22 protein-coding genes, 1 tRNA gene and 1 pseudogene are annotated in these 22,720 nt (G+C 39.6%); 11 read left to right on the forward strand and 13 right to left on the reverse strand.

Going from position 1 to position 22,720, the window contains the following annotated elements; all coding sequences use genetic code 11:
• Positions 1-14: 14 nt before the first annotated feature.
• Positions 15-902: a HEAT repeat domain-containing protein gene (locus tag CLV96_RS05245; RefSeq protein ID WP_004788636.1), complete on the reverse strand. Its 888-nt coding sequence runs from the start codon at positions 900-902 to the stop codon at positions 15-17.
• 45 nt (positions 903-947) lie between these two features.
• The gene (locus CLV96_RS05250; RefSeq protein WP_004789271.1) at positions 948-1,496 is read right to left on the reverse strand and encodes a polyhydroxyalkanoate synthesis regulator DNA-binding domain-containing protein; all 549 of its coding nucleotides are present in this window, start codon (positions 1,494-1,496) and stop codon (positions 948-950) included.
• Between the two features lie 58 nt (positions 1,497-1,554).
• On the opposite strand from CLV96_RS05250, the gene CLV96_RS05255 reads away from it, so the two are divergent.
• Complete coding sequence (locus CLV96_RS05255; protein WP_004788863.1) at positions 1,555-2,418, forward strand: hypothetical protein; 864 nt, start codon at positions 1,555-1,557, stop codon at positions 2,416-2,418.
• Positions 2,419-2,434: 16 nt separating this feature from the next.
• On the opposite strand, the pseudogene CLV96_RS05260 reads toward CLV96_RS05255, so the two are convergent.
• From CLV96_RS05260 to CLV96_RS05280, 5 genes and pseudogenes are all read right to left on the reverse strand, one after another.
• Positions 2,435-3,208 (reverse strand): annotated as a pseudogene (locus tag CLV96_RS05260) (hypothetical protein).
• A gap of 17 nt (positions 3,209-3,225) precedes the next feature.
• Positions 3,226-3,735: a TlpA family protein disulfide reductase gene (locus tag CLV96_RS05265; RefSeq protein ID WP_004788853.1), complete on the reverse strand. Its 510-nt coding sequence runs from the start codon at positions 3,733-3,735 to the stop codon at positions 3,226-3,228.
• 5 nt (positions 3,736-3,740) lie between these two features.
• Entirely contained in the window at positions 3,741-4,640 is a 900-nt protein-coding gene (locus tag CLV96_RS05270) for a decaprenyl-phosphate phosphoribosyltransferase (protein ID WP_040917577.1), read from the reverse strand.
• A complete protein-coding gene (locus tag CLV96_RS05275; protein ID WP_040917576.1) occupies positions 4,637-5,671 on the reverse strand; it encodes a hypothetical protein in 1,035 nt (344 codons plus the stop codon). Before CLV96_RS05275 ends, CLV96_RS05270 begins: the two co-directional genes overlap by 4 nt.
• Positions 5,672-5,716: 45 nt before the next feature.
• Positions 5,717-7,243, reverse strand: a complete 1,527-nt coding sequence (locus CLV96_RS05280; protein ID WP_134151852.1) for a TrkH family potassium uptake protein — start codon at positions 7,241-7,243, stop codon at positions 5,717-5,719.
• 126 nt (positions 7,244-7,369) lie between these two features.
• On the opposite strand from CLV96_RS05280, the gene fusA reads away from it, so the two are divergent.
• From fusA to prmC, 7 genes are all read left to right on the forward strand, one after another.
• On the forward strand, positions 7,370-9,487 hold the full coding sequence (fusA, locus tag CLV96_RS05285; RefSeq protein WP_004788960.1) for an elongation factor G: 2,118 nt from the start codon (positions 7,370-7,372) through the stop codon (positions 9,485-9,487).
• A 102-nt stretch (positions 9,488-9,589) separates the two neighbouring features.
• Positions 9,590-10,228 (forward strand): LIC_10271 family cell wall hydrolase, encoded by a 639-nt coding sequence (locus tag CLV96_RS05290; RefSeq protein WP_004789048.1) that lies wholly within the window; start codon positions 9,590-9,592, stop codon positions 10,226-10,228.
• Positions 10,228-11,457 carry an amidohydrolase family protein gene (locus tag CLV96_RS05295; RefSeq protein WP_004788778.1) on the forward strand — a complete coding sequence of 410 codons (1,230 nt, stop codon included), beginning with the start codon at positions 10,228-10,230 and terminating at the stop codon, positions 11,455-11,457. The genes CLV96_RS05290 and CLV96_RS05295 overlap by 1 nt, the downstream gene beginning before the upstream one ends.
• A gap of 25 nt (positions 11,458-11,482) precedes the next feature.
• Positions 11,483-12,535 carry a tetratricopeptide repeat protein gene (locus CLV96_RS05300; RefSeq protein WP_035983957.1) on the forward strand — a complete coding sequence of 351 codons (1,053 nt, stop codon included), beginning with the start codon at positions 11,483-11,485 and terminating at the stop codon, positions 12,533-12,535.
• An 11-nt stretch (positions 12,536-12,546) separates the two neighbouring features.
• Complete coding sequence (locus tag CLV96_RS05305; protein ID WP_035983956.1) at positions 12,547-13,179, forward strand: Crp/Fnr family transcriptional regulator; 633 nt, start codon at positions 12,547-12,549, stop codon at positions 13,177-13,179.
• 2 nt (positions 13,180-13,181) lie between these two features.
• Positions 13,182-13,254, forward strand: a tRNA-Arg gene (locus CLV96_RS05310).
• 6 nt (positions 13,255-13,260) lie between these two features.
• The gene (gene prmC / locus CLV96_RS05315; protein ID WP_004789100.1) at positions 13,261-14,142 is read left to right on the forward strand and encodes a peptide chain release factor N(5)-glutamine methyltransferase; all 882 of its coding nucleotides are present in this window, start codon (positions 13,261-13,263) and stop codon (positions 14,140-14,142) included.
• A 6-nt stretch (positions 14,143-14,148) separates the two neighbouring features.
• Here prmC and CLV96_RS05320 read toward each other — a convergent pair whose 3' ends face one another.
• On the reverse strand, positions 14,149-14,565 hold the full coding sequence (locus CLV96_RS05320; protein ID WP_051012812.1) for a MarR family winged helix-turn-helix transcriptional regulator: 417 nt from the start codon (positions 14,563-14,565) through the stop codon (positions 14,149-14,151).
• 189 nt (positions 14,566-14,754) lie between these two features.
• On the opposite strand from CLV96_RS05320, the gene CLV96_RS05325 reads away from it, so the two are divergent.
• Complete coding sequence (locus CLV96_RS05325; RefSeq protein WP_004789220.1) at positions 14,755-15,612, forward strand: alpha/beta fold hydrolase; 858 nt, start codon at positions 14,755-14,757, stop codon at positions 15,610-15,612.
• A 98-nt stretch (positions 15,613-15,710) separates the two neighbouring features.
• Here CLV96_RS05325 and CLV96_RS05330 read toward each other — a convergent pair whose 3' ends face one another.
• A complete protein-coding gene (locus CLV96_RS05330; RefSeq protein ID WP_004789024.1) occupies positions 15,711-16,694 on the reverse strand; it encodes a malate dehydrogenase in 984 nt (327 codons plus the stop codon).
• A 31-nt stretch (positions 16,695-16,725) separates the two neighbouring features.
• The gene (locus CLV96_RS05335) at positions 16,726-17,775 is read right to left on the reverse strand and encodes a DsbA family protein (RefSeq protein ID WP_004788564.1); all 1,050 of its coding nucleotides are present in this window, start codon (positions 17,773-17,775) and stop codon (positions 16,726-16,728) included.
• Positions 17,776-17,937: 162 nt separating this feature from the next.
• On the opposite strand from CLV96_RS05335, the gene CLV96_RS05340 reads away from it, so the two are divergent.
• Together CLV96_RS05340 and CLV96_RS05345 are read left to right on the forward strand one after the other, a co-directional pair.
• Positions 17,938-18,249 (forward strand): hypothetical protein, encoded by a 312-nt coding sequence (locus tag CLV96_RS05340; RefSeq protein ID WP_004788721.1) that lies wholly within the window; start codon positions 17,938-17,940, stop codon positions 18,247-18,249.
• Positions 18,250-18,251: 2 nt separating this feature from the next.
• Complete coding sequence (locus CLV96_RS05345; protein WP_004788309.1) at positions 18,252-18,890, forward strand: hypothetical protein; 639 nt, start codon at positions 18,252-18,254, stop codon at positions 18,888-18,890.
• Positions 18,891-18,892: 2 nt separating this feature from the next.
• Here CLV96_RS05345 and thrB read toward each other — a convergent pair whose 3' ends face one another.
• The 3 genes from thrB to CLV96_RS05360 are packed head-to-tail and all read right to left on the reverse strand — an operon-like array spanning position 18,893 to position 22,639.
• Positions 18,893-19,846, reverse strand: coding sequence for a homoserine kinase (gene thrB, locus CLV96_RS05350; RefSeq protein ID WP_004788491.1), 954 nt, complete (start codon positions 19,844-19,846; stop codon positions 18,893-18,895).
• Positions 19,847-19,880: 34 nt separating this feature from the next.
• The gene (locus CLV96_RS05355; protein WP_004789047.1) at positions 19,881-21,401 is read right to left on the reverse strand and encodes a phytoene desaturase family protein; all 1,521 of its coding nucleotides are present in this window, start codon (positions 21,399-21,401) and stop codon (positions 19,881-19,883) included.
• Between the two features lie 53 nt (positions 21,402-21,454).
• Entirely contained in the window at positions 21,455-22,639 is a 1,185-nt protein-coding gene (locus CLV96_RS05360; protein WP_004788542.1) for an acyl-CoA dehydrogenase family protein, read from the reverse strand.
• Between the last annotated feature and the right edge of the window lie 81 nt (positions 22,640-22,720).

Consider the following 22,720-nt stretch of genomic DNA (forward strand, 5'->3'; position numbering starts at 1 on the left):
GAAAAATAGAAAACTTAAGGAGTACGAATGGAAACGAGAAATTGGTAATCTGATTTCATTTGTTTCAAAACTTTAGAGTTATTCTCGGTTTGAATCACCTTTTCTAAGTAAGGTGCTGACGTTCGGAAATCCAATCTTTTCAGTGCATCGGATGCCTTTCCTCGCACCTCTGGATCTTTGTCAGTCAGTGATTCTAAAACGGATTTATAATTTTGGTTTGGCAATCGTTCCAAACCAACCAAGGCAGAAAGAATGGAAATTTTGGCATAAGGGACGGATTCTTTTCCCAATGCATCTTGCAGACTAGATAACGATTCTTTTTTACCTGAAAAATACAAAGCATCGGCGGCAGAACTGCGAAGATAAAAATTGGGACTCGAGAGTGCAGATTTGATTGTCGATTCTGACTCAGGAGTGAGAGGTAAAGAACCTAAGGCCCGCAAAATTTCACCACAAGCCAAAGTGATTGGTATATCACCATCCTCATAAAAATAAGGACTGGATGGAGAACTACTACCCGCCACACCGTCTTTCCATGTTCGGCGTGCCAAAGGGTTATGTTCTGGAATGTTTGCAGATTCTTTTTGGTATGTTTTGATTAAATATGGTATAGCAATTTTGTCCCCTTTTTTACCGAGTGCCTGGGCTGCGTAAAATTTTACGGCAGGGGCGTTTCCTGGACTTGAAGGAAAATTCAGAGAACCTTCCATTGCCGAAATGATATCTCGAATTCCTTGGTTTGATTTAACAAAGGTAAGTTTGTCAATGGCATCACGAATTTCAAATACATTGGAAGAAGAAAGTCGAACACGTTGGATTTCAAAAAAATCTTCTTCTGTATCGGCAAATAAACTAACAGAAACCCAGAGAAAACAGAGTAGCAAAAAAACCTTTCGAATCATTCTAAACCGCCTCTAAGTAGGGACGGATATTCTTTTCTTTTTTCGTTAATTTTCTTTCAATTTTTCTGCGACTTCTTTTAATTTTTCGGAAAGATCGCCAAGGGTTGCCTTGTCCTCTTCCAAAATAGATTGGCTGAACTTTTCCAAATCCCTTTGGATTTGTTCCTTTTTTTCACTGGCCCGAGAGGCCATTTTACGCAGTAGATCTTCGCGGTAGTGGCTAAAGTCCGCCTCTTTGAGTTCGCCCAGTTCCACCATAGAATTGACAATTTTTTCCAGACGTTCCGAAGTGAGGTAGTTGGCTCCAATGCCCCCAAGAATCAATCGCTCAAAGAGGCCAGAGACATCACGTCCCGTTTCCCGAATGAGAGAGGTCAACATAAAGTTGGAAAAGTCTTCGTTTCGCTGTCCCAAACTCACTTTAAGAAAGGTTTGTCCCAAAATTTTAGGAGTGATGTCCTCGCCTGTCATATTGTCTTGGACTTTGATTTCTTCTCCTCCGATGATCATCTTTGCCACATCTTCTAGTGTGATGGTGGAACTAGTTTCTGGATCATAAAGTCTTCGGTTTGCGTATCGCTTAAGGAGCTTCATCGGAGATGCTTTTTAAAATGACTTTCAAGCCTAGGGGGTCAACTAAAATACAATCGTAATGGACACTCTATTCGGTGCTGTTTTGACACAACTTCCCGACGCAGAAAAAAACCTAATCGTAACATGGTTACAAGCACAAGGGTTTGTCGTAAAAGAATGTACGCAGAAAACTTGGAAAGATTATCCAGACTCCATTCGCCTTTTTTCAAAACCAAATCCGGAAATTGCAAAAGAATTATTAGACTGGAGCATAGAACCAATATTATGCGGTAGTTTTACAAAAGAAGAAAAAGAAGATTATAAAAACAACAGTGTTTCCTTGTTATGGGAAAAACCTTTCACAGAAATCCATACTTTGCCATGTAAAACCTTACCTATGTCAAAATTGACTTGGGTCATTTACACAAAGGATCAAAATTTAGACAAACATCTGTCAGTATTTTTAAAAACCATGGGTCAAACTGTTTTTGCAGAAGGAAATTTAGAATTTCTTCTCAAAAGGATCCAAACAGGGACTTGTCATTTTCTAATTTTGGATTGGGATGTCATCGATCCACACATCACTGTACCGGGCCTTACAAAACTAAAAAGAGAAAAACAATTTTTATCCATCGGGATCAAAGACTTTATGAAAGAACATCTTTATAGGGATCTGAAAACAGGGATAGGAAACATCTCTGAAGTATTAGTTTCCAAACAAGATTTTTGGAATGTTTTACTGCATAGTTTCCCTTTGGAAGAAGAATCAAATACACAAACCAAATGGAAAGAAAAAACAAAATCGGTTTCGAAATTGAGTTTTACCTTCCAAGAAAAAAAGATTCCCATAACCATGCAACTCACCGAGACCAACATCATCAAAAATGAAGTTTTTTCTCCAGAAATAGAGAATCTTTTAGATTTATTTCATTGGTTTTTATAATGAAGTTTAAAACTCACTATTCAAAAAGTAACATATCGTCACTTGAAAGTTCACCCGCACCGCGATTCGGAAAGGCCTGCTCAAAAAAAAGAGCAGCAAGTAAATCGAAGTCTTCATCTTCAGGACGATTTTCCAATTCCTAAAGTTCATTTCTGCGTTTGATGAGTAAGGAAACAGTGGCATCCTCGAGAGCAAACTCTATCTTCAAACGATTCAGAGTGCGAATGAAAAAGTTTAAATTATAAATTACATAGTCTCTAAAATAGGTAAGACCGGCAATGGTTGGTTCATATTTTAAAAGTGCTTCTGTTAAATAGCAGGCAGTTTTTAAATCTTCCGTTGCTCCCGTTTCTTTATAGGCTTTAAAGATATGATGAACTGTTTCATGCATCGAAATTGTAGAATGATAAGAATCTTCAATGAGTCGTATCGATTCTGGATGGGATTCCATATAAGCAAATACATCCACAATTTCGCGATTGGCAGAGGCCCGTTTTCTTTCCGCATCACAAGGTTCGTCTGTGATTTTTGGATCTACAAGAAGGATGAATAGATATTTGGTTTCAAAAGCAAATCTAGATTCTTTTGGAATGTAATATTCGATCCAAATCGGCTCTTTGTAGTAATCGAGTGATTCCTGAAAACTGAGCTCTGGTGTGACCTTGAGAGATTTGAGTTTTTTTACGTCATCAGTGATGACCTTTTTTCCTTCTACCCTAGTTTTACTGCGTTTGATTTGCCGGAGTTCCGACTTATTCAAAAGCGGTTTGGGTTTGAAGGAAGAATCCATGTTATATCATCGACAGATTAGAAAAAGCGCAAAAGAAAAGAACGGAGCCAAAACCCAAGTGGGCTCAAGATTCCTGTATCCGAAAACACAACCTGTCCTTCTTCATTCAAAAAAACAGTCGTCGGATAAGCAGAAATCCTCCATTCCTTTAACATTCTGTAGTCGGCAGCATAAATCGGATGTTTTGCATCGGGAGTGAGCTTTGTCATGATGTCTTTGGTTTCTTCGGAATCTTCAGCTTCCAAAACAGAGAGAAAGATGGTGGATTTGGGTAAAAACTTTAAATTGGCTTCTAAAATAGGGGCGTATGCCTTACAGATGGTGCACCAAGTCGCCCAAAAATACACTACCTTGGGATGCCCCTTCCACGAATTGGCCTCTGTGGGAGTGGTGGCAAGGATTTCAATGGGTACACCGGGATGGGTGTCCCGCCCTTTAAAGTATGCAAAACAAAGGGTGGTCGAAAAAAAGAAAACAAAGGCGGAGACCACCTTCCATCCATACGGCAACTGCTTCCAAATTTTCATAGTCTCTATTGTAAGACTGGGTTTTGGCCCGATATGTTCCCAAACATTAAAAATAAGATGAGGAGTAACCAAATAAACCCAGAAACAAGGACACTGACATCAGTGAGGATGGCTTTGGTTGGGTTATGACCCATGTTCTTTATATAAATGATATAAAGGGAACGAAAGATCGCATACACAACAATGGGAACTGTATACACCATATAAGGGGTTCCTAAACTTTTTGCAGTTTCAGGGCTGACTGTATACATCACATAACTCACAAGAGTTAAGGTGGCAACCACAGCCATCATCAAATCCAAAAACTCAATGGAATACTCTTCCAAAATCTTTCTATGTTTCCCTGCATCCGTTTTTAGAATATTGATCTCACCTCGGCGTTTGGAAAATCCCCAGAAGAGTGCCAACATAAATGTACAAAGTAATAACCAATGAGAAAACTCCACACCAATGACGACGGCACCGGCAATGGCACGTAACACAAATCCTATGGAAATACTCATTACATCTAGAATCACAATATGTTTCAAAACCTTACTATATAACATATTAAAGAGTAAGTAGAAGATTGTGAGATAAAAGAAAACTGGAGATAGTTTATAAGCACCAATGAGGGCTACAGGTAAAATGACTCCTGTGATTGCCAATGCAATTCCTGAGTCCAATTCTCCGCTTGCAAGTGGTCTATGTTTTTTCTCTGGATGTTTTGCATCCTCTTTTTGATCTAAGAAGTCGTTAAAAACATATTGGCAACTTGCCACGAGTGAAAAACAAAGGAATGCTAAACAAACTTTTGTTAACGAAGGAAGTTCAAAGATTTTTTTAGAAAAAATCAATCCGGCAAATAGGATAATATTTTTTACCCACTGGGGAACACGCATCAATTTGAGGTATAGGTAGATCATTTTTTCTTCACTTTATGGGCTTCAATGTATTTCATTTTTAATCTGACGGTTTTTGCATTTGTAAGGATAGGAAACACCAAATGAATTTGTGGATCTCTTCCTGTGGTAACCATCTCCACAAGTTCGCCTGGTGTCTGTTTTCCGACAGTTTTAATATCTGATATCTTTAAAAAATCTTGGTAATCTTCTGGTAACAAACTAGCACTTACAACAAACTTTTTATGATACAGTTCTTTGCCTTTGGCATCCAAAATTGATATTTGGTCGAGAGAAAATCGAATCCCTCTTTGTTCTAAAGGATCAATTCGCAGGCCACCAAACGTAGACATTAAATCAGGTAAGGTCCATTCATAATCTACCCAATTCCCAACGTCTTTTTTAAAAACGGGCCTAGATACCATCATAGACTCAGAAGTTTCTGGTCTATCTTTACCGATGAAACTATACAACTTGATGGATTGGTCTTTTATTTGAGGATATTTGTATTGGTAGTAGATGAATCCAAAGATAGAAAAGGAAAGAACAACACTTAGCAAAAAAAAACGAATTTGTTTGATGAATCGAAACTGATCCAAAGCAGTTTGGTATCGTGTCTTAAATTCTTTTTTAGATTCATACAAAAGGTATTCATAGGTATCAACGGCCGACGACAAAACCTCATCCATTTCCTTTTCATTAAAAAGATAAACTTGGTCCAAAGATTTGGTGAATCCAAACGGTTTTACTTTTCTATCTGTTTCTGGAATGACAAAACTATTTAGGTCTCCATCAATTGGGATTTCCTTTTGGTTGGCTCTTTGTAATTGGAAGTTAACTAAATCGAAAGCCAAAACCCGAAAGAGAAGTTTTGCATCTTCTAATTTTTCATTGGACAAAAGAAGTTCAACCGATTCCAAACGAGACTCAAGTTTAGTCAAAATTTTCTTCTGAGATTCTTTTTGTTTCTCAAATGTTTGTTCCTGAGGCCCCAAAAGAGGCGCTTTCCAAGGAGAAAACAATAGATCTCGAATCCTTAATTTCACAAATACCAAGTCTTCCCCATCCTCAAAATACTAAAACTGATTTTTATGCCCATTCTAACCGACTTGGATTTTCACACCGTCATCAACGGTTCCCATTTTAGGAACCCCGGAGTGGCCGGTGGCGGCAATGAGGACAGTAAAAATGCCCACTCGACCCACATACATGACGGCTGCGTAAAATAACTTTTCGATGTCTCCTAGTTGGGATGTTAAGTTCAAACTAAAACCAACCGTGGAAAAAGAAGAGATAAGTTCGAAAAAAATTACATGGAGCGAATGTTGGTTTTGATCCAAAATTCCTAGAAAAATAAAGACAAAGGCCAAAGCAATTGTGGCAAGAAAATAAACGCGAATGGCAACTGCAACGGAATTTTTCGAAACAGTTTCCCCAAATAACATCACCGGTTTGGAGGGTTGAATTACATTTTTCAAATAGGCAAGTAACAGAACAAAGGTGGTAATTTTAATACCACCAGCAGTTCCTTGTGGGCCACCACCAATAAACATAAGAACCGTAATGATGATCACTGTTGCGTCATTTAAATGCCCAAGATCCATTGTCGAAAATCCTGCCGTACGGGAACAGACAGACATAAAAAAAGCGTTGGAGATTTTATCCACAAGTGCTAACCCATGGAATGTATGTGGGTTGGATTTTTCTAAAAAATAAATTCCAACAAAACCAAACAACAGTAAAGTGAAAGATCCATATACCAAAAGTTTGGATTGGATTCTTGTCGTCTCACCTCGTAAATGTTTGTTATAGTCTTCGATCCGGTTTTCTAAAAACGCAGAGAACTGGGCAGGTAATAACAAAAACCTAGGAACGTTTCCCGTTTTTAATGCCTTCTCCATCATTAAAGTTTCTGCCATCACTTCAATGCGGTAGAAAATCCGAACAAATACAGTGAGAAGGAATTTTTCCAAAAGAATGATCACGGGAAATCCAATCCCACCAAAAATCACAAGGCCAGAAACTATGTATAAGGAAAATGGATCTAGACGCAAAGCACTGAGATCATCCGTAATCGAAAAACCAGCGTTATTGAAGGAAGAGATGGCAGTAAATAAAGAAAAAAACCAGCGAGTGTTTCCACCTTCCACCCCATCAGGCATATGCAGATAAAGTCCAATGGCTCCTAAAATTTCCAAGGAAAAGGAAATATTGATGATGGAGAGTAACATCCGATTGACTTCGTTTGTGGCAAGAGATTCCGTTTCGGCTTGGGTGTCGATGGCCGCTCCGACAAAGGCATTGAATCTGGCATTTCTCGAAATTCCTTGGGTAATGAGAAACCCGACAATCACCGTAAAACTGATGATCCCAAGTCCACCCAATTGGATGAGAAAGAGCATGATCCAATGTGTAGAATGTTCTAATCCGGAAAGTGGGACAGGAGAGAGCCCAGTCACACAAATGGAAGATGCCGAAAGATAAAAACTGTCCACATAGGAAAGTTCCCCTAGTTCTGAGATATAAAGGGCAAAGGAACCAAGGAGGATGGCGGCAAAAAAACCCAAACAAACCACTCGGGCAAAAGACAAAGTTCGAAAAAATCGATTGAAGCGCGCTAGTGGCATATTCCCCTAATCTCTACTTTCTCCAGGATTTTCCCTTTGACCAAAAATCCCAAGTACTTTACAAACGCAGTCGATTTCAGATTTTGGTAGAATCAATTCAACTCTAACCTTATTTTTGAGGAAAATATGACCTCTGCGACAGAAACAAAACGCGACCCTAAATTGGAAAGAATCCGTAACATCGGAATTTCCGCACACATTGACTCGGGTAAAACAACCCTTACTGAACGTATTTTATTTTATACGAACAAAATCCATGCCATTCACGAAGTTCGTGGAAAAGACGGCGTGGGTGCGACTATGGACAGTATGGACCTCGAAAGAGAAAGAGGGATCACAATCCAATCAGCAGCAACTTATGCTACTTGGAAAGACATTACCATCAACATTATTGATACTCCGGGTCACGTTGACTTCACAATCGAAGTAGAACGTTCGCTACGTGTACTTGACTCTGCGATTATGGTTCTTTGTGGAGTTGCTGGTGTTCAGTCTCAGTCCATCACTGTAGACAGACAAATGAAACGTTATAGCGTTCCTCGTGTTGCCTTTATCAACAAACTAGACCGTACCGGTGCTAACCCTTGGAGAGTGATCGAACAACTTCGTGAAAAACTCCACCTCAATGCTCATGCTGTACAACTTCCTATCGGACTCGAAAACGATCTCAAAGGGATTGTTGACCTAGTAGAGATGAAAGCATATTATTTCGAAGGTCCAAACGGACAAGATATCAAAATTACAGATATCCCGGATGAGTTAAAGGACCAAGCAAACGAAAAACGAGAAGCTCTTCTTGATGCGGTTTCTCTTTTCAGCGATGAACTCACTGAAGAAATGTTAGAAGGTGCGCCTTCAGAAGCAAGAATCAGAGAAGCGATTCGCCGTGGTGTTCTTGCTCTTAAATTTGTTCCAGTATTTATGGGTTCTGCCTTTAAAAACAAAGGTGTTCAAAGACTTCTAGACGGAGTTGCTGATTACCTTGCATCTCCTTATGATGTTGAGAACAAAGCAAAAGAAATCGGTAACGAAGAAAACGAATTCAATTTAGAATCAGATCCAGAGAAACCACTCGTTTGTCTCGCATTCAAACTAGAAGACGGTCGTTACGGTCAGTTAACTTATGTTCGTGTTTACCAAGGTAGACTCGAAAAAGGGATGACGATCTACAACTCTTCTAACAACAAACGCCATAACATTGGACGTCTTGTTCGTATGCACTCAAACGATATGGAAGATATCACAAAAGCGGAAGCGGGAGATATCGTAGCTCTATTCGGTATCGATTGTGCTTCTGGGGATACATTCACTGACGGAAAAGCAAAAGTGACTATGGAGTCCATGTTTGTTCCAAACCCGGTGATTTCTCTTACCATTGAATGTAAAGAATCAAAACAACTTCCAAACCTTGCAAAGGCTCTCAACCGTTTTACAAAGGAAGATCCTACCTTCCAAACAGAAATCGATAAAGAGTCAGGTCAAACCATCATCAAAGGTATGGGAGAACTCCACCTCGAAGTTTACATCGAAAGGATGAAACGTGAGTATGGTGTGGATCTTGTCACTGGTGCACCACAAGTTGCTTACCGTGAAACCATCACAAAATCTGCAGAATTTGATTACACTCATAAAAAACAAACGGGTGGTCAAGGTCAGTTCTCGCGTGTGGCAGGTTACATCGAACCAATCCCACAAGAAGAAGGAAAAGATTACGAGTTCGTAGATAAAATCGTCGGTGGTTCCATCCCACGCGAATACATCGGATCTTGTGATAAAGGTTTCCGTTCTTGTTTAGAAAGAGGATCTCTTATTGGATTCCCTATCATTGGGGTTCGTTGTGTGATCAATGACGGTGCTTACCATGATGTGGATTCATCCGATATGGCTTTCCAAATTGGAGCTCGTTACGGATTCCGCCAAGGATTCGGAAAAGCAGCTCCGATCATTCTCGAACCAATCATGAGAGTGGAAGTAGAAGGTCCTACTGAATTCCAAGGAGCGATCCTTGCGTCTGTCAACCAAAGACGTGGAATGATCTTAAACACAACTGAAGAAAACGGTTATGCTAAAATTGAAGCAGAAGTCCCTCTTGCTGATATGTTTGGATATTCTACAGTTCTTCGTTCTTCTACCCAAGGAAAAGCAGAGTTTGCTATGGAATTTTCCAAGTATGCTCCTGTTCCAAGAAACGTAGCGGACGAGCTTATGAAAAAATACAAGGTCAACAACAAAGAAGAAGAATAAACCCTTCTCCCTTTGGTTTGATTTTGGAAAAGGCGGGGGAACCCGCCTTTTTTATTGCCCTCTCTCCCTGCGACCTGTCGATACATTTAGAAGGGTTACCGGATGCGAAATCTTCGATACTTTCTATTTTTTTTGGGCATCGTTCTTGTATCTCCTGCTTCTTCCAAACAAAGCCCAAAACCAGAGCCAACTTCTAATTACCGTGTGACCAAAGGGGATTCCTGGTTTGGAATCGCCCGAAAATTCAAAGTTTCTGCCGAAACCTTAGCCAAGTTAAATGGTCGTACCACAAGTGAAAATCTTTATGAAAAAGAACTCCTTAGGATTCCCAAAGGGAATGAAAAGGTTTCTGTTTCTCCCGAGTCTCTCATCAAAGAAAAACCCTCTTATCCTTTGGAGAGGAAAGAAAGAGTGGTAAAAAAGTTTTCGGAACTAACCTACGACCCTCACAATGGAATCCAATTCCAAAGAGGTATCTCATCTCTTGTACGTGCGAGTCTGCCCGGAAAAGTGGTACATGTCGATTATATGGATGGGTATGAAAACTTTGTGATCTTAGAACACTCAAATGGACTCTATTCAGTTTATGGAAACTTAGAACGAATCCAAGTTACAGAAGGACAACAAGTAAAATCAAAAGATAGGTTGGGAATCTTAGCAAAAGACAAAGGCCTGTATTTCCAGGTGAACAAACAAAAACAAAGTTTAAATCCCGAACGAATTTTGGAGGGAGGAATTTAATGGCGTATTCAATCCTCTTCCAATCAGGTTCAGTTTATCGGAATGGAAAATTAGAAACAAACGATCTCCTTGTGGAGGGAGAAAAAATTTCGCAAATTGATAGCAACCTGCCACCAAACAATGGTTCTGTAACCATTCCGCTAAAAGGAAAAAAAGTTTATCCAGGTTTTGTCAATTCCCATGACCATCTCCTCGCTAGTTATCTTCCCAAAGTAGGTGGGAATGAAAAACACCAGTCCTGGTTGTCCTATGATAATTTGTATAAAAGTTCCGGGGTCTTTGCGGAACGACAACAAATAGATCCTGAAATTTTATACTACCTTGGTGCTTATAAAAATCTTTTTGCTGGTGTCACAACTGTTTTTGATCATATCCCCCATCATGTTCAAAATCCATTCCGAGGAATTCTTCCAGTAAAACTCATCTCCGATTACACATTAGCCCATTCCATTGGAAATTATAGTTTGGGTTGGGGAGAAGGCCCAGCTTTAGAATATAGGATGGCAGAACATGCAGGGCTTCCTTTTGTCACCCATCTTGCTGAAGGATTAGATGATGATTCCAAACAATCCCTTCGTCTTTTAGAAAAAATGGACGCACTTGGCGGACATTCTGTACTCGTACACTGTTTGCCGTTTGGACCGAAAGAAGTGGAAAAAATTCTAGAAAAAGGTGCCTCAGTTGTTTGGTGTCCGACATCTAACCTCCATATCTTTGGAAAAACAACAAATATTAAACTCTTTTTAGACATGGGAGTTAATGTTTGTTTGGGGACAGATTATTCACCAAGTGGAGCTGTAAATCTTTTAGAAGAATTAAAAACAGCAAAATCTATATACTTCGGATTGTACGGAGAAGAATTAGCCGAAACTACATTATTAAAAATGGTCACGGAAAACCCAAGGAAAGCATTTAGATTAGGAAATCCTGATGCACTGATGCCAGGCCTTTCTGCCGATTTACTCATAATAAACGATGATAAAAAAGCAAGCGAGGTCAATCTGTCAGAACTATCTTTCCAACAGATCGATTTAGTTGTGGTGGATGGATATCCAATTTATGGTTCAGAAGAATACCGATCTCTCTTTTTACATTTTGGTTTGGAAACGGAAGAATTATCCTTTGGTGGTAAATTGAAATTGGTTGCTGGTTCTCCAAAAAAACTCTTGAAACAAGTTTCTGACAGTGTCGGTTATAAAAAGAGTTTGGCTTTTTTACCTAATTTTTGAAAATGAAGCGCAAGCGAGGCATGAGTTGTCAGGTCCCATAGTACGTAATTACAAAGGAGGTTCCATCGTCTACTTCGAGAAAGACAAGGCGGAGGATATCTTTGTACTACAAAAAGGTCGTGTTGTACTAACTTACACGAATATCAACGGTGTGGAACTGAAAGAGGATGTAAAACTCGGTGAGTTTTTCGGAGTTAAGAGTGCCATCGGTCGTTATCCTAGGGAAGAAACGGCACAAGTCATTGGAGCCGCTACAGTTCTTGTCTTCAAAGTCCCCGAATTCGAGAAATTTGTCTCAGACAAAACACATCTCATCATCAAAATGCTGAAAGTGTTCTCGAGCCAACTCCGCCAGGTCCACCGCCAGGTTAGGGAAATCCTCGGACAAGGGGAAGCCAAGAACCCGGCTTTTGAACTGATGAACGTTGCGGAAGTTTTTTATAAAAATGGGAACTTTGAACACGCAGCATATGCTTTCGAAAAATACTTACAACATTATCCGGACGGAATGTACGTAGATCGAGCCAGACAACTTGTCGATTTAGCTCGTAAAAAAACTCCTTTTCCTCTCACCATACAAGAGTTAGTTTACAAACCTGAACCAGGTGCCCAGGCAGGCAAACTTCAGGAAATGTTAAAAACGATGGCAGTCCCATCCCAAAACTCTAATTCTAGTATCGATCCCAATTCTATTCTCTCTCAATACGATAAAGCTTCTACTCTTATGAATGCCGGGAAGTATGCAGAATCGATCGACCTATTCAAAACCGTATCAGAGAGGACGGATTCTGTTACCCAAGAAGAAGAACAGTTTGTCGAAAATTCTTTATTTTATATGGGTAAGTCTAGTTTCAAAGCCAAGGATTATCCTGGAGCCATCGCTCATTTTTCTAATTTTATAAAAAAATATCCCAAAGGTCTTTTGTTAAAAGAAAACCTTTACCACCTAGCGCTTGCTACAGAGGCTTCAGGGGAAAAAGAAAAAGCCAAACAGTTATTCCAAAAGGTAACTCAAATGCCACCATTGGATGATAGTATCTCTGAAGATGCTAAATCCAAACTCAAAGGAGGCAAATAGTGAACGACCAAATGTTAGAAGCCATGTTTGGTAAATTTGGAAAGGTATTCCAACCCAATGAAGTATTGTTTTGCGAGTATGAACCGGGAAACGACTTTTACCTCATCAAAGAAGGGAAAGTCAAAATCACAAAAACCATTGGAACCAGTATCAAAACCTTGGATGTTTTGGAAGCTGGGGATATCTTGGGAGAGATGGCAATTTTAGAAGAACAACCTCGTTCTGCCACTGCCATTGCTGTAACAGAAGTGAAAGCCCTCAACTTCAACCGTGCCAATTTCGAAATGTTAATGACTAAAAACCCGGCACTGGCGATGAAACTCCTTCACATTTTTTCCTTTCGGATTTATGATCAAAAACGACGCCTCATGATCCTACTTATGGATGATATCATTGGCAAGGTCTGTGACGTATTTGTGATGTTATACGAAAAACAGTATAACAATGATGTATACAATGAAATTATCCTTTCTGCCACTGTGGATGACATTGCCAATTGGTGTGCCCAACCTGTTGGGGAAGTCCAAAAAGTGCTCATGCAATATGTAAAAACAGGCAAACTAGATCTCTATCCGGATAAAATTGTTATTCACAATATCTCCGATTTCCAAAGGATAGTGAATCAGAAACGTAAACCTACGTAAAAGCTCCCATAGCTCAGGTGGATAGAGCACTAGTTTCCTAAACTGGGGACACAGGTTCGAATCCTGTTGGGGGCAAAAGATATGGCGGAAGAACCCGGAACTCTACTTTATTATTTAAAACGGTCTACAGAATTTCTAGAGAAAAAGGAAATTCCAAACCCTCGTGTAGATGCAGAATGGATTCTTTCTGATCTCTTAAATCTCCCTCGCATCAAACTCTATTCTCAATTTGAGATGCCTCTCGGGCAAAAGGAAATCGACCTGTATCGGGAACGAATTGTAGAGAGAAGCAAAAGAAAACCTGTCGCATACATCACGGGGAAAAAAGGATTTCATAAATTTGAGTATTTTGTAACGGATGATGTCCTGATCCCAAGACCGGAAACAGAAGAACTTGTGGACTACCTTTGGAAAAGAAAAGAAGAACTATCTTTCGTCGAACCAAATGAAATTCAAATTTGGGATCTTTGTTCAGGGAGTGGGTGTATTGGCCTTAGCCTAACACAGCTTTTACCATCGAGTGTTGTGACCCTCTCTGACTTATCTGAAAAAGCAATCGATGTGAGCCGCCGGAATGCAGAAAAATACAACCTAACAGAAAAAACTAATTTTTATGTTTCTGATTTAGACTCATCTCTTCCTAAAGAATTACAATTTGATTTGATTGTTTCAAACCCTCCATATATCCCAGAATCAGAAAAACCGGAAATTATGCCCGATGTACTCGACTATGAACCTCATATGGCCTTATTCGTTTCAGACTTCCATTTATTTCACAAACAATTGTTAGATTCTATTTTTGGACGATTGAAACCAGGTGGAAAGTTGATGTTAGAAACCCATCCACTGTATAGCAAGGATTTAGAAAAAATGGCAAAAACAATTGGTTTTGTAGATACAAAAATCATACTAGACAGTTCGAATAAAGAGCGGTTTCTTTTTGCTAAAAAAACTTTAGAATGAATCATTCTATTTGTTTTCTGGGTTTGCGAATTGAACTGACGATTGGATTTTAAAAAGAAGTAAATACAATTCCTTTTCCTCTTTCTCTAAGAGATCCTTACGAAATACCTGATCGGCAGAACGAACAATCGGAATCCCTTTCCTCCAAATTTCTTTCCCTTTTTTGGTGAAACGTAAATGATACTGACGTTTATCCGTATCCAAAACAACTCGTTTTACCCACGATTTTTTGACCCAACCATCGACAAGCCTAGATATTGTGGTTTTGTCTCTGACAAGACGTTTGCTCAATTCTTTTTGATTTAGGTTTTCTGAATCGACCAAAGGAAGGAGTGACATCCATTCTTCAAAGCGCATCCCAATTCTTTTTTTGATAAATTCATCCGATAGAAACCTCCTCATCAAAAGCAAAGTTTCGCTCATATAAATCCCGAGATAATTTGAGAGGTTTTCCCCTTTCACGATTCTAGTCCAAATTTTATTTAAAAACTGACAAGTCTTTTATAGTTGCAATTTACAACCATATAGTTGCAATTTACAACCATATAGTTGCATAATGCAACTATAATCTAATCACAAAAATAGAAAAAATCCGAAACCTGTGGAAATGTTATGGAATGGAAATATCTAACGATAGAAAGAGAAGGATTTGCCCTCCAAGTGGCAAAAAACAATACAGATGGCCCTCCCCTATTTTGGATTGGGAGTGCTTTGTATTATCCAAGAGTCATCCCAAGTGAGATGGCCAACCAATACCAGATCACGGTGGTGGACCAAAGAGGGTTTGCAAAGAGAACCAAAACCTTAAAAGAAACAAAAGATGATTATTCTTTAGAGAAACTACTCGAAGATTTTAGATTGATACAAACAGAGTTAAAAATCCCCGCATGTCCCATCATTGGCCACTCTGGACATGGGTATATGGCCCTTGCCTATGCGTCCCAATATCCGGAAAATGTCACCAGTCTCATGATGGTTTCAACGGGCCCAAGTCATGGAAGTCCCATGTCTGAGGCAGAAGTTTATTTCGAGAGGGAAGCATCTGACATTCGTAAAGCCGCCCATTTACAAAACCAAATGCAATTTCAAAAAAATATAGAAAGGACGCCGGAAGATTTTTTCATTCATTACTGTGTGAGTTTGGAAGCCAAAGGCTTTCATCATATCCCTTTTCCTTCTAGAAAATTTTGGGAAGGAATCCACACAAACAAATTGGCGTTTGATTATCTCTTTGGCGAAGTGTTTCGTGATATTGATGTATCAGATTACTTCAAAAAACTTTCCGTTCCAACTTGGATTTGTATGGGAAAAGAAGACTTTCAGGTGGCACCCTATTACACTTGGGATCCCATCTTAAAAGAATTTCCTCAAATCAAAATGACAGTGATGGAAAAAAGTAGCCACTTACCATTTTTGGAAAGACCGAGGGAATTCTTAAGCAAGTTTCAAAACGCACTTCTTGACTCTTAGGAAATAAAAAAGCCCGCTACCCTTAAGGGGTTTGCGAGCTTTCCTAAAAACAAACATAGCAGTCTTTAAAGAATGAATTCTCTAAAGACGAAGGAGTATTAACCTAACATGTCTTTTACTTCGTTTCTTTCTTCTTTCAACTCATTGTGAGTGATATCGAATTTTTCCTTACCAAACGCATTGATTTCAAGACCAGTAACAATCTCTACTTTTTTTCCATCTGATTTCAGTGGGTATCCGAAGATAAGGCCTTTGTCCACACCATACTCACCGTTAGAGTGACAAGCGGCACTAAACCAATCACCAGGTTTTGTAGGAGTTACGATGTTATGCACTGTGTCAACGACTGCATTTGCTGCAGAAGCCGCAGATGATGCTCCGCGCGCTGCAATGATCGCTGCTCCCCGTTTTTGAACGGTAGAGATAAAATCACCTTTCAGCCATTCCTGGTCAGAAATCAAATCTGTGGCTGGTTTTCCTTTGATTTTTGCATTGTAAAAGTCTGGGTATTGGGTTGCGGAGTGGTTTCCCCAAATCGCTACGTTGGAAACGTCTTTTACAAGAACTCCTGCTTTTTGGGCAAGTTGTGTTTTTGCACGGTTTTCATCAAGACCAGTCATCGCAAACCATCTGTCAGACGGAACACCTTTTGCATTGTTCATAGCAATAAGAGCATTAGTATTACATGGGTTACCAACAACTAAAACTCTTACATCACTTGCCGCATTCTTTTCGATTGCTTTTCCTTGTGTTGTAAAAATTCCACCGTTGATTTTAAGAAGGTCTCCTCTTTCCATTCCTGCTTTTCTTGGAACGGAACCAACAAGGAGGGCCCAGTTGATGTCACGGAACGCTTCATCGATGTTAGAAGATACAGAAACTTTTTCCAAAAGAGGAAAAGCGCAGTCGTCCAATTCCATAATGACACCTTTGGCAGCAGGAAGAGCTTGTTCTAGTTCCAACAATTGGAGTTCCACTGCAGTGTCAGGTCCAAACATTTGTCCTGAAGCGATACGAAATAAGAGTGCATATCCGATTTGTCCGGCAGCACCAGTAACAGCAACTTTTACTTTTTTGCTCATATAAATTTTCCTTTAATTTTATAATTTATGATTATTGTTTTAATTCTTTTTGGATGATCTCATCGAAGTTTTCGAAAGGAAGAGCTCCTGAAACAAAGATCCCGTTGATAAAAAATGCAGGAGTTCCACTCACACCCACTTTTTGCCCATCTTGAATGTCTGCATCAATTTCTGCTTTTAAACTCGAAGCATTTCTCATACAGGATTGGTATTTGTCTTTAGAAACACCAGCTTTCGCAATAAGAGTATCCACATTTGCTTTCCCTAAGTTTCCACTGTTTTCAAAAAACAAGTTAAACACATCCCAGTATTTTCCTTCTGATACAGAACAGTTAGCGGCCATATGTGCATACATTGCATCTTGGTGGAATGGAAGTGGGAAATCACGGAAAACCCAACGAATTTGGCCTTTGTACTTTTCACGAAGTTTTTGGTTCACGTCTTGACTTCGCTTACAGAATGGACATTCAAAGTCAGAAAATTCAATGACCGTAATTTTTGCATCTTTCGGTCCGATGGAAGGGTTATTCTTTTCTTCTACTGTCACTCTCACCGCTGCTGGTTCTTTGATTAAAAACTCAACTGGATATTTAGTTACGATGTCTCGATAAACGGCTCGGCTATGTTCTTGTTCTTGTTGGCTCTTTAGAAAACCCACAATTTTATCTTTTGTCTCAGCTAAAGATTTTCCACCTAACTGATCTTTGTTGGACATATAAACATTAAGGATATCTTCTTCTGATGGCTCTGTTGGAGTGAAACCTTGGTTTAACACTTCAGAAGGTTTGATGTTTTTATCTTTTGCAACAAGTTCAAATAATTTGTCCTGCGCAAACTCTCCAAGTGTGTTTTTTATCAGACTTTTGTATTCCGATTGGAATTTGGAATACGCAATTGGAGAAGTTTCTTTCACATCACTCAGGTCATATTTTTTTCCGCCGATACTGACCGCATCTTGGGTAATGTATTCCCGAACAAAGGAAGGAACACTGACGATAAAGAGAAGGGCGAAAACGAAATTGGTCGCTAGGACGATTTTGGAGATGGGATTTTCCATCCACTTTTTAAAAATATTTTCCATCCCTGCCAGCTTCCCGGCCATAAAGCGGACAATCAAACGGAAAAAAGCTAAAAAAATGATCGATTTTCGCTAAAGCCGCCTGGCAAATGTCCGAAAATCTGAGGGAGGGAAAAGGATATTTTTTTCTCAAAAGCTGATCCTGAACACGGAGGTTTGGGAAAAATGAATACAATTAACATTCAAGGAAACTCACACGCACCACTTCCCCCTACGATTCCCACCCAAACAGGGAAACAATCGGAGGAAGGAAAAGAATCTTTCAAAGAAAAGGCTCCCAAGGCCCAAATGGTCACGAAGGTTGATGCAGATCCAAAAATAAAACCAGAGGATTTAGTTTTAAAACCAACTCCTGCCTCTTTGGAAGAGAAATTAAACCAAATCATCTCACCGGAAGAAGTGAAAGACTTACTTTCTTTAGTGACACGTACCCCACTACCGTCTCCCAAAAATCATAAGGTAGATACAAAAAGGTAAGTTTGTTTCTTAGTATTGCCATTCTCGACAGTTTCATCCTGGTCCTTAGCGGAGTATTGACCGTAGCCGTTTTGGGACTAGGACTTGTTGTGTACAACCAGTTCATCCATCCGGTCATTTCCAGAAAGGAATCCGACCGATTTATTCCCGTACAAACCGGAGACAAATACGATCTAGTGGTCGACGAACTCAGTCGGTTTGCAAGTTTTCACGTGGGAAGCAAAACCGGTAACCTTGCTACACGTTGTAATGCGATCTCAGAAGACCACCTCATCTTTCAGTTCAAAAAAAGTCGTGATAGTGAAGATTACACCATTACCGTTTTAAAAAATGGACCAACCTTCTACAAACCACCTCGGATGGAACATTATGGAAAAATGGAATCCAAGGAAAGTTTTGAATCTTACGAAATCATTGGCCACCCAGTAGAATTTCGTATCTCCGATAAAATAACAAAAGAACGGATGGTAAACTTTATCGAAGTCTCCCTCACCTCTTCTTTTTACTTCAATCGATCTGGAAAGGAAAGAATGAAGTTTACCTTTGAAGTGGGAAAAATCCAACCAGGGATTAACAGAAAGGTTAGGTTTCGCGGAGACGTTTATGGATTTGGAAAAGAAGAAGGAGCCGAGGAAGACTAAAACTATTTGAATTGGATTCGAACCCCGAATCCATCTGGTTTCACTCGTTTGAATGAGTAAGGAATCTTTGCCTCTCCCATCACCAAAGAAACTGTTTTTTCTAATTCTGCCTGTTTGGTTTTAACAGATTTTCGTTCTAAAAATACAAGTAAACTTGGTCCAGATCCAGACAAACAATACCCAATCCCTGCTTTTGCAAAGGTTTCTGCCAAGGGGAATAAGGGAGAGGATTTAGGAATTCGGTATGGTGTGTGCATCTTATCTTCCAAACCAACAAGAAGATCACCAAACTTTCGTTTGTCCAAAAAATGCATCCAAGCACCAATACGAGACAAATTAAAAATCACATCGGCTGTGGCATAAGATTTTGGAAGTGTTTTTCTAGATTCCTCAGTAGAAACATGGAACTCTGGTGTTAATACAAAAATGGCAACGGAGGATGGAAATTTTTTACGAAAGTATCTGAGCCTTTCACCAAATGTTGAATAGGCGAAAACAAACCCACCCAAATAAGCAGGTAATGTATTATCAGGATGTCCTTCAAATTCAGCCAAGTACTGTGTAAACTCTGGTTCTGTTGGAACAGAAGTAGGTTCCAATCGTTTGTGCACTTCCCTGGCTAACGAAAGACCTGCGACAATAGCGGAAGCACTAGAACCAAGCCCACCTTTTAAGGGCAAAGATAGACTCATTTTACAATGATAAGGTGGAGGTGTAACACTTGGTAAAAATTTTTTAAAATAAGAAAGATATGACTGATGAACTAAATCTTCTTTTTCTGAAAATGGCAGGGGCTTGCCGTTTTTTAATTCTGTTTTGGATTCTGTGATTTCTTTGGAAAAATTAAATTCAAATTGGTTATGAAGATCCAAGGCAAGGCCCATAAGGTCAAAACCAGGTCCCAAGTTGGCAGAAGTTCCCGGCACTTGGATCAGAATCTTAGGAAGGCGAATCATCGTTTCGCCCAGGCTCTAAGACCTGATTCGAAAATCAACCTCTCTTTCTTTCTAAGAATTGTTCTACTGCATAAAGACCACCAAGGACTACTGCCGGAATTCCCTGTCCTGGATAGACTGTATCTCCCGTAAGAAGTAAGTTTGGATCTTCCGATCGGTTACTCAAGATTTTAAAAGGATTCGAAAAAAAGGAATTAGGAATCCCTCCCACTCTCCCAAATTTCCTACCTGTCCAAGTTTTCCACGTAACAGGTGTTGCAGAATGTTGAAACAAAATTTTTTCTTTTTGAAACCAAGGAAACTTTTCCTCTAAGGTTTGAATCACAATTGATTCCATTCTTTTCTTTTTTTCTAGATAAGAAACATCACGAATCCAAGATTCAGGATTTTCTATATGGGTCGAAATGGAGAGGATACGAACACCGTTTGGTGAACGAATGGGATCCTCGGGATGGGAAAGAGAAAGAAATATCGAATTTCCTCCTCCATAAGGCAAAGTTGTCTTCAAATGGATCTGATGGTGAAGGCATTCTGTCCTTGTCCATTCTTCGGCTGGATTGGTTTGTATGGCAATCCCCATTGAAAAAGCGCCCCAAATTCCTTTTTCAAATTTTGTAGTTTTCTTTTTTAGTTTTGGTAAGTCATCAGTAATCTCTATTAGGTTCCAAATTGGAAGATTTGATACTACCAAAGGAGCATGAAATAAAAAGTTCTCACTATGTTTCGTACGCAACTCCCAAATCTTTTCCTGATTCCCTTCAGGTGTCGTGATTTTTTTAAGATGTATGACTTCTTGTTTATAGAGAATCTTTCCACCATTTGTTCCTATTTTTTGAAGGATCGTTTCTGAAAGAGAAACCATTCCCCCTTTGACTACATAGTTTTGTAATTGCGGATACGTGAGTCCGACGGATGCAAAGACCATGGGAACTTTTGTCGATGTAGTTTGACTTGTGATCAAAAGTTGTTCATCTAAAAACCGGATCCATGCCTTGTTCTCTGTAAGGCCCAAACATTTTAAAACAAAACGTAAAGACACAAAGGAAAAAAATAAAACGAGTATATCAGAAGGTCGAAAAGATCCAATCGATTTCAATATATCGGAAAGATTTTTAAAAGGGAAGAATCTGTATTTCTCGGACAAACTCCAAACTGATTCAGAAATGAAATCGCAAAGATTCCAAAAAACTTCCATTCGGAGACCACCACCAAACACACGTTTTGCTTCACGAACCCATTCCTTGCGGTCTTGGTAACGCTCAACAGTTTTTTCACCCAAATGAACCACCATCGATCGATTTAATGGGAAAAGTGGAAATTGAATTTGAAATTCGGAGGAAAGTTTATGGAAGGGAAGCCCAGGTTCCAAACCCACGAGGGTTGTTGCTCCTGATTCAAAAATATAACCATTTTTCCGGAAACTGGAAGCACAACCACCGGGAGTTGTACCTTTTTCTAAAACCAAAACTCTTTTGCCTTTTTCCGAAAGTGACAAAGCGGCACTAAGTCCGCCAAACCCAGAACCGATGACTACTACATCCCAAAATGTATCCATCTTCCTGTAGACCATTCTGCACAGAAAGATGGATATAAATTAAAGTGATTTGTTTATTCGGACCAAAGTTTTTTCAAATCGCTCGCTATGTTTTTTTGCATGGCTTCGTTCGTTCCCCCACCAATGCTAAGCAAAATCGCATCCCGATGCAATCGTTCCACAGGATATTCACGGCAGTATCCATACCCGCCTAACACTTGAATGGCATTTCTTGAAACACGTTCCGCCATCTGGGTTGCAACCAATTTTGCGGAGGCCGCACCAAGTGAGTTACGGACATCCGGTCCAAGTTCACTTGCAACATGATAGACAAGTGCACGAGCTGCTTGGTAGTCTGCATAGGATTCGGCCACCATTCTTTGGATTTGGCCAAACTCCAAAAGTTTTTTTCCGAAAGCTTCTCTATGGCGGATGGTATAATCACACATGATATCAATACATCTGCGAGCAATTCCAAGTGATTGTGCCGCAAGTGTGACTCTTTCAATTTCTAAATTGCGCATCATATGAGTGACAGCCCCATTTTCCAAACCGAGTAAATTCTCTTCCGGAACTTCCATATCCTCAAAAACAAGTTGAGTGGTAGGAGAAGAACGCATTCCCATCTTCTCTTCTTTTTTACCAACCGAAAAACCTTTGTACGATGACTCGATCACGAATGAGGTCATTTTTTTGGAAGTTTTTTCCAACTTAGTGTAAAGAAGAAAAACCTGTCCAATGGATCCGTTGGTAATGTATTGTTTGACTCCATTGATGATATAACGATCGCCCTTCTTCACTGCATTTGTGGTCATTCCAAGGACATCCGTACCTGCACCAGGTTCTGTCATTCCCATCCCACCGATCCATTCTCCTGTAATGACCTTACTCAAATAACGACTCCTTTGAGAAGGGTTGGAACTATAGAAAAAATTATTCACAAAAAGTACTTCGTGAGCCAAATAAGAAAGTGTAAATCCTGGATCAAACCGAGACATCTCTTCATGAATGATGACAGAAGCAAGCGGGTCTAGTCCATGTCCACCATCAGCTTCCGGCACTGTAATTCCAAAAATTCCAAGTTCTGAACCAAGGCGTTTGAAAAGCATGGTATTAAATGATTCATTTTCATCGTTTTCTTTTGCTTGTTCATCCATTTCGCGTTCTGCAAAGGATGCTACAGACTCCCTTAATGCCAGGTGGTCTTCTGTAGGATTAAATAAATCGAGAGATGATTTTTTTGTCGAAAGCGTATTCATGGAAATAATTTTTTCGTACTTTTCCTGAACCTGTAAACGAAAAAACCAAAGGGAATTGCCTAAGTAAGATTGAATTCGCTA

Origin of the sequence: Leptospira meyeri, assembly GCF_004368965.1 — a bacterium.
Taxonomy (GTDB): domain Bacteria; phylum Spirochaetota; class Leptospiria; order Leptospirales; family Leptospiraceae; genus Leptospira_A; species Leptospira_A meyeri.